Below are 7,700 nucleotides of genomic sequence, written 5' to 3' on the forward strand. Positions count from 1 at the left end.
GATGCCGTACTCGCCGCGTCATTCACCCTTCCCGACTTCGGGCCCGATGCGACGTTCCCCGGCGCGGTGGCCATCGGCTTTCAGTTCGTTGACTACGTCGTCCACGGCTGGGACGTCGCGAAATCGCGAAGCATCCCCTTCACTCTCGCCGACGAGGTGGTCGACGCTGCGCTGCCTTTGGCTCTCCTCGCCCCAGAGGGAGAGGCGCGAGACGGCCCCGGCGCACGTTTCGCGCACGCCACCGATGGCCCCGCCCAGTCCAACGTGGACAAGATCCTGTGCTACCTCGGCCGCGACGCCAATTGGGCTGCGACATCAAGTGAGCGGCGCGAGACTGGGTTGACCGGATCAGTAATCTCCGGTCGCTAGCTCATTGTCAAGGCCGTGCCCACGGCGACGCTGATCACCACCATGAGCGACACCAAAATCACCGTCATCGACGCGCCCACGATCTCTTCTTCCGTGAGGCGCCAGCGCGGTTTGTCGACATGAATGGTGCCCCCTAGGGGCGCAGATGCGTTCAGTGCTGCGACCGCCAAAAGAAGATCGTTCGCGTCGTCCGCATCCTCGATTGCCTCAAGCGCGGTGATTGCGGTCGTCATGTAAACCCCCGGGATTTCGGTCGCCAATAGGCGTTATCTCGTATATCCACGGTAAGAGTGCGAGATCAAGATTGCGGCAACGCTCCTTAACGGTCGCAGCACAACCCGGAATCCGAGGCTCTACCCAAGCTGCGCGCGGTAACGAGGGCACCCTAGGCGGCTACCTCGACCAAACCACCGGTCCGCGACTGCTCGACATGCTGACCTGGTACTGACCCACTCCTCTGCCCTACTGGCGTCTCGACGTTCTGCAAGCATTTGGACATCGTCTGTAACAACAACTGCGCGCAATGAATCGCCGGCTCGCTGTGCACCAGATCGGCGCTGCTCTGCGCAGTTCGGCTAGTTCTGTGTCCGGCAGCCTACTCGCGTAAAAGATTCGGATCAGTGAAGTCGAATCGTGGCGGCAGATTTGCGGTCGACATCCGATCCCTAACTAAATTTCGGTAGTTTGTTCCGGTCGTCAGAGCTGCCAGGCAACTCGTCGGTAAGAGCTCCACGGTCGTGCGTTGAGCGGTCAACCAGCGCGGGCTGGTGCTGCGCGTTCTTACCGCGCCGCGTGGATCTTCCGAGCTGCCTTGACACCGGCCACGACGGCGGATTCTTGCGAGGGTAAGGCCATATAGTCGCCAGCGACTTGTACCGGTTCGTCGGCCGGATAGTTATCGAGGAATCGTTGCAGGGCCTTGTAGTAGCCCACCTCGGCCTCATTGGCGGCATATGTCCAGCGGGTGACGCGAGTGGTGACAAAGTGGTCACGAAGTTCAGGGAACATCCGCTCGATCAGCTCCCGCGTCGTCGTCGTCAAACGATCGTCACTCCAGGTCGACAAGTCGATAGCCGGGGTGTGAGGAAAGAACGCGGTGATGAGGCTGGTACCGGCGGGTGCGCGGTCGGGTGCTTTGACGTGATCGAGATACAACGAGCTGATCTCACGGGCAGTGGCCGCGGGCACCATCACGAGGAACGGTTGCTTCTCGGTGGGCCTGGAATAAGTCAGTTGCACCGAGGAGCAACCTGTGTCCTTCCCCCTTTTCAGCATGTCGGCCCCCGGTCCTTGCAGTGGTGGATACAAGTCAGCGGCGGCAAGGAACGGCGTGGCGATCACACACGCGTCTGCGCGTTCCTGGCACTCGGTCCCCGAGCCGTTCTGGTACCGAACCTCCACTCCGCGGTCAGTACGGCGCACAGCGCGGACGGGTGAGTTGAGGCGCACGTCGAGTTCCGCGGCCACCTTGATGGGTAGTCGCTGCAGGCCTCCCGTGAGGGTCTGCATCTTGCCCGACGCAGTGACCGCGCCGGCAAGGAAGCCGACTACCGACGCATCGCCGGGTGTGCTGGTCACCATTGACCGTGTCACGCCCTCGAAGAACGCTTCGTTCAGCTCGCGTCCGAACACACGATCGACGTAGCTTTCGATCGATTCGGTGTCGTACTGGACACGGTTCCTCAGGTCGTAGGGGTTCATGCCGTACAGCGGTTTGATCAGCCGCAGTCCACGTGCCAGTAGCCGCAGTTTCGTTGTCGGGGATAGCAGTTTGGTTGAAAGAAATGACCTGAGCGGTTTATGCGTGTCGATGATGTGAAGGTTATTGCCTTCCGCCACAGCGATTTCCGGCGGGCAATCGACCAACTGGTCTGACAAGCCCACGTCGGCAACCAATTTCATGTATTCGCTGTAGCCGTCGGTGACGATGGTCGGACCGAGGTCGAACAGGAAGCCATTCTCGGACTCCGACCACACCCGTCCTCCGACACGGCCCAGCGATTCAAAAACCGTGACTTCCCAACCCAACCGGTGTAGCCGGTAGCCAGCGCTGAGGCCGGCTAGTTGTACTGCCCAGGCAGGTTGGTCAACCGTGTGATGGGCGGGGTCTTGCCGATCGCTGAGTGTTGCCGGTGGTGATTGTAGGTATGCAGCCAGGCTGGGAGGGCTGAGCGGCGGGTGCGTTCGTTGGGGTAGTGACGGGCGAAGGCCCATTCGGCGGTCATGGTGCGGTGGAAGCGCTCAATTTTGCCGTTGGTCTGTGGCCGATAGGCGCGGGTTCTTTTAGGCACGATGTGCAGCTCAGCGCAGGCGTGGCGCCAGGCATGGGAGCGATAGCACGAGCCATTGTCGGAAAGCACGCGCTGCACCCTCACGCCGCGCACAGCGAACCAGCCCACGGCACGTCGCAACACCGCAATCGCCGTGGCCGCAGTTTCGTCGTCATGGATTTCGGCGTAGGCCACCCGTGAGTGGTCATCGATCACGGTGTGCACGAAGCCATGCCCCATCAATTCGTTGCGGTAACGACTGCGTTTGGTGTCGGGCATCGAACGTCGGTTCTGCCATCCTTGAGCTCGTCCCACGAATCGCCAGCCCCCGCCGTCGGGAATGTTGCCCAACTTCTTCACATCGACGTGGATGAGCGCACCGGGGCGGTCGTGTTCATAGCGTCGAATGACCTCTCCAGTGCGAAGATCGATGTGCGACAGGCGATTCAGTCGACACCGCACTAGCACGGCGTGCACTGTGGAGGCCGGCATCGACAACCGCGACGCGATCGCCAGCGGTGAGAGGCGATGTCGCCACCGCAACTCCACGATGCGGCGCACGACCGGCGGCGGTGTGCGGTTAGGGCTGTGATGGGGCCGACTAGGGCGATCGGTCATCCCGGCCTCGCCCATCGCCACATACCGCACAGCCCAGCGTTTCGCCGTCGGCCACGACACGTGGAAATGCTCGGCGGCCCGAACGATCGGCCACCCCTCCTCAACGACACGACGAGCCAGCATCAACCGACCTCGAGGCGTCAAAACAGCGTTAGCGTGGACCACGAAGGTCTCCTGTTCGTTGTGGGTGCAGTGGTAGCAGCTCCACTCCACGACAGGAGACCTTCACCCATCAACGACCGCTACAGCGTGTCGTCACATCTCAACCAACGACCCTGGGCAGTACAGCTAGTCCGCCCCCGACAACAGCCGCACGCTTCATCTCGTTCTCCGTCCGTCTGTCGGATAACCTCGCTCGCCGGTGTCCATGTGCCCCGGTGATTCATGCTCCACGCACGTCCGAGGCCCAGAGTATTGAGTGACTGACGACAAGGCCAGCACTATCTCGGTCCAGTTCCATACACCCCCTAGTTTGGGACGATTTCGTTGACACCGTGCAAGACCTCTGCCTGACGCCCCACCGTGAATCCTTCTGCGGCTATTGCAGTTTCGGTTTGATGTCTTCGATGACCCATTGTGCGTAGTCGAGGTAGGCGTTGACGTCACTGACCGGTGGGACTGGGAGCCCGGTCATCGTCACGCCCAGTTCCGCGAACCAGCCGAGCTGGTCGATGATTTCCTGGGCGCTCATCCCGGGCCGCTGGGTGGGATCGTCGATGACGACGTGGCCTTCGCCGACGCGCGAGGTACCAAGGCCGTAGACCACTTCGAAGTCGCGGCCGTCGTAGGTGGGTTGGGATTTGATGAAGTCGAGTTTGGTGGGGATGTCCTCGGGTTTGGTCAGGAACGGCGACCAGCCCGAGGCGAAACGCGCGGCGCGTTTGAGCACCGGCTCTGCATCGCCGCCGATCCAGACCGGCAGATGTGGCTTTTGCACCGGCTTCGGTTCGAACGCCACGTCTTTGAAGGAGACGTAGTGGCCGTCGAAGCTGGGCGCTTCGCTGGTCCACAGTTCGAGGATGGCGGCGAGGTATTCATCGGCTATCCGGCCACGTTCACCGAAGGGTACCCCGAGTATATCGAATTCTTCTGCGTCCCAACCGACTCCGAAGGTAACGGTGATGCGGCCATTGCTCATCCAGTCCGCGGTTGACAGCGCTTTGGCCATGACGACGGGATGCTGCAGCGGGAGGATGGTGACGAATGAATTGACCCGAATGCGTTGGGTGGCGCCGGCGATGAAGGCCTGGGCCACCGTGGAGTGAAAGTAGTGTGGCCCGGATAGCTCGACGTGTGATTTGGGGACGATGAAGTGTTCGGGAACGACGATCATGTCGTAGCCGAGTTCATCGACGCGTTTGGCCATGACGGTTTGATCAGCGCCGGTCACACCGAGTTCCCAGGGCTGCGTGAGCGCCTTGACGCGCACTGAGTTGGGCAGGGCGAGTGAGAATTTCATGGGACAGCCGGCCTTTCGTTGCGTCGGTGCGGTGCCGGCCAATCACAGCCGGTCAAGTCGGCCAACACTTTCCACAATCGGCGGGCCATCACCGGGTCGCACGCCTTCTCCCGCACTTTGGTCGCCTCGGGCTTTCCCCACTGGTTGAACCGAGGCGCCCGATAGGTTCCGGCGGGCAGGTCGGTGCTGACCGCCGCGATGTTGGCTCGTGCCGCGTTGGCCGGGATCGGCAGGCGATTATCACGCTGTGACCGGTAGCGGCCAGCGCCGCAGCCGTCGCCCGGCCGACTCCGCTGTTGCCGCCGGTGACGATGATCTTCATCAGCGGCCACCAGGCACTTCATCCCCGCTCCTCCAGATGCGGCCGGTCGACTCCTGTACCGGCCCTCCTGCTAATTAGCGCTGCCGCGATGCGGAGATGCCTCATCCAAACGGAGGAGATTTGCGTTAGGCTTTGCGGACCAATCACAGGACGGGCATATGCAGCATCAGCGGTGGTACCGGGACGCCGAAGATGGCCACACTCGATGAGTTCTCGCGGATAGTTTCGGGGGTTTACTCCGCGGTCATCACTCCCGAACGCTGGGACGTGACCATGGCTGATGTCGGCCGCGCATTTGGGGGCAGTGTGAGCGCGGCGTTAGTGGTCAGCGACGGCGCCACACGCATCATCAAACACGCCGAGATTCCAGCCGACGCAGCCAAGAGCTATGCCGAGCACTTTGCCCGACTCGACCATGTGCTGTCGGCGGTCCAGAGCGGCCCGGTGGGTGTTGTGCGCCCCGGCGCGGAACTGATGTGGCCCTATGAACGGTGCGAATTCGCAACGGATTGGGCCCGCCCCAACGGTTTCGAGGATGGAATGTTCGTCCGTCTTAGCGATTCTCCAAGCGCCACGAGTCTTGCCCTAGCGACGCCCAGACGGTCGGAACGGTTCGACACCGCGGAAAATGTGGCGTTAGCGCGGCATTTGGTGCCCCACTTCGAACAAGCCCTGCGGATGCAGCTGCACGTCTCCGACATCGCCCATCGCGGTGGCGACCTCGTCTGGGCCAGCGAGAATGCCAGACAGGCTATCGTCATCCTTGCGCCCGGAAGCAGGCCCATCTATACCAACCCTGCGGCCGAGCGCGTGCTGCGCTCAGACGACGGACTGCGGATCCGCAAGGGACGCCTGGAAGCCGCAACACGACGAGCCGACGCGATGCTGCAAGAAGGCATCGCGGCTGCACTCGATTCCCACACCCAAGACATCTGGGGCGGGTCATTCGTTTGCGCCAGGCCCTCCGGGCGGCGACCTTACATCGTTCACGTACTACCGATCGACCCGAGGACCGTTAGCTCCCCGCGGTACGGGCGAGTGATCGTCGTGATCATCGACCCCGAACGAGAAACCGAACCTCCTGCGATGCTTTTGCGGCGCTTGTATGGTCTGACAAAGAGCGAAGCCCAAATCGCGCTGATGGTGACACGAGCCGAAGGTTTGAACCCGATCGCCGAGGAGTTGTCGGTGTCCGTAACGACGGTCAAGACCCACCTTCGACACGTCTTCGAGAAGACCGGCACACACCGCCAAGCCGAACTCGTCCGGCTTGTGCTTTCCCTTGCCCCCTTGTATGGGTGAAGTGGCCGGGCCGTGTCCCTAGCGCGTAACCAGCAACCCCCGGGGAATACGGCGCAATCGAGTATGGCGGGGTTACCAGCAACCACCGCATATTGCGCCAGCTGAATCATCGCCCGTCGCCGCCGCCGACCACCGCTCCTGCCAACGGAATGTTGACCGGCGAGTTACTGGTGCTGCGGCACGCCTGAAAGCAACCCCGACGTTTCTGGCGAACCGGCGCGGGTAGTACAGCCATACGTTTGAACAACAGGGAGAAGCCGTGAGCACCACTACCGCCTCAATCGATGTCAACCAGCCGATCGGCACCGTCTACAACCAATGGACCCAGTTCGAGTCCTTCCCGGAGTTCATGGAAGGCGTCGAGCAGGTTCAGCAAACCGACGCCACCCATACACATTGGCGCATCAAGGTGGGACCGATCTCGCGCGAGTTCGACGCCACCATCACCGAGCAGCACCCCGAGGAGCGGGTGGCGTGGAAGTCTGACAGCGGTCCCGAGCACGCGGGCGTCGTCACCTTCCATCGCCTGGACGACGACAAGACGCGTGTGACCACTCAGATGGACGTCGATCCCGAGGGTTTCCTCGAGAACGCCGCCGACAAACTCGGCATCCTCAAGGCCCGGGTCCACGGTGATTTGGAGCGCTTCAAGAAGTTCATCGAAAGCCAACCGGGCGAGACGGGCGCGTGGCGAGGTGACGTCTCGCGCCCCGATGCCTGACCGCCGTGACATCGCCGATGTCTGACCGCGGCGCGCGATGCGGGCGGTCGCGCTGAGCGCCGAGTCACTGTTGGCGCGTGCGGCGCAGGAAACCGGTGCGGGCGGCGGCGTTTCGCTGATGCACGGGGCGCTCCCCCTTGCCGTCGAAGTCATGACCGTTGCGGCGCTGGCCTACTCCATCGCCTGGCGGGGGCGGCGCTGGTGGAGCCGGCGGGTCCCGCTGGTCGCGGCGGTCGGCGCTGTCACCGGCGCCGCGACGCACTGGTACTACAGCACCCTCGGGCTGGCCAGCGAACCGCCGCCATGGCAAATGTGGCTGTGGACCACGTTGGCGGGCTCGGCCGTCGCGGTCGCAGTCGCCAGCTGGCGCCGCGCCGGGTGGTGGCGACGCAATGTGTGCGTGTTCGCGGCATCGTTCTGCCTGTTGAGCGCGGGCCTGACCATCAACGCGTGGCTGGGATATTTTCCGACCGTCTCCGCCGCCTGGGGCCAGCTGACCAATGGACCGCTGCCGGACCAGACCGATTTGCGCGCCGCCTACACCGCCAGGTCCAAAGGCGTTGCGCCGCAACGGGGCGCGGTGGTGCCCGTGGACACCGGTTCGACCGCGTCGGGTTTTCGGCATCGCGGCGAGTGGGT

6 protein-coding genes and 2 pseudogenes are annotated in these 7,700 nt (G+C 62.9%); 4 read left to right on the forward strand and 4 right to left on the reverse strand.

Annotated features, from left to right (window positions below):
• Nucleotides 1-369: pseudogene (locus A5622_RS29780) on the forward strand (hypothetical protein); the annotation flags it as partial.
• Here A5622_RS29780 and A5622_RS18620 read toward each other — a convergent pair.
• From A5622_RS18620 to A5622_RS18635, 4 genes are all read right to left on the reverse strand, one after another.
• The gene (locus A5622_RS18620) at nt 366-602 is read right to left on the reverse strand and encodes a hypothetical protein (RefSeq protein WP_066880474.1); all 237 of its coding nucleotides are present in this window, start codon (nt 600-602) and stop codon (nt 366-368) included. The pseudogene A5622_RS29780 and the gene A5622_RS18620 overlap by 4 nt on opposite strands.
• Nucleotides 603-1,149: 547 nt before the next feature.
• On the reverse strand, nt 1,150-2,397 hold the full coding sequence (locus A5622_RS18625) for an NAD(P)/FAD-dependent oxidoreductase (RefSeq protein WP_197508044.1): 1,248 nt from the start codon (nt 2,395-2,397) through the stop codon (nt 1,150-1,152).
• Nucleotides 2,398-2,429: 32 nt separating this feature from the next.
• Nucleotides 2,430-3,422 carry an IS481 family transposase gene (locus tag A5622_RS18630; protein ID WP_066880484.1) on the reverse strand — a complete coding sequence of 331 codons (993 nt, stop codon included), beginning with the start codon at nt 3,420-3,422 and terminating at the stop codon, nt 2,430-2,432.
• A 373-nt stretch (nt 3,423-3,795) separates the two neighbouring features.
• Entirely contained in the window at nt 3,796-4,716 is a 921-nt protein-coding gene (locus A5622_RS18635) for a TIGR03619 family F420-dependent LLM class oxidoreductase (RefSeq protein ID WP_066880478.1), read from the reverse strand.
• 514 nt (nt 4,717-5,230) lie between these two features.
• Between A5622_RS18635 and A5622_RS18645 the strand changes: the two genes are divergently transcribed.
• From A5622_RS18645 to A5622_RS18655, 3 genes and pseudogenes are all read left to right on the forward strand, one after another.
• Nucleotides 5,231-6,340 (forward strand): helix-turn-helix transcriptional regulator, encoded by a 1,110-nt coding sequence (locus A5622_RS18645; protein ID WP_066880482.1) that lies wholly within the window; start codon nt 5,231-5,233, stop codon nt 6,338-6,340.
• A 259-nt stretch (nt 6,341-6,599) separates the two neighbouring features.
• Entirely contained in the window at nt 6,600-7,061 is a 462-nt protein-coding gene (locus A5622_RS18650; protein ID WP_066862984.1) for an SRPBCC family protein, read from the forward strand.
• Nucleotides 7,062-7,098: 37 nt separating this feature from the next.
• Nucleotides 7,099-7,700: pseudogene (locus A5622_RS18655) on the forward strand (esterase family protein); the annotation flags it as partial.

The sequence above is a fragment of the Mycobacterium sp. 1245801.1 genome (genome assembly GCF_001673055.1).
Lineage (GTDB): Bacteria > Actinomycetota > Actinomycetes > Mycobacteriales > Mycobacteriaceae > Mycobacterium > Mycobacterium europaeum_A.

What these genes read in the sequence shown, in the direction of transcription:
- A5622_RS18620 (WP_066880474.1), bottom strand. Translation starts at nt 602, where the DNA reads ATGACGACCGCAATCACCGCGCTTGAGGCAATCGAGGATGCGGACGAC.
- A5622_RS18635 (WP_066880478.1), bottom strand. Translation starts at nt 4,716, where the DNA reads ATGAAATTCTCACTCGCCCTGCCCAACTCAGTGCGCGTCAAGGCGCTC.
- A5622_RS18645 (WP_066880482.1), top strand. Translation starts at nt 5,231, where the DNA reads ATGGCCACACTCGATGAGTTCTCGCGGATAGTTTCGGGGGTTTACTCC.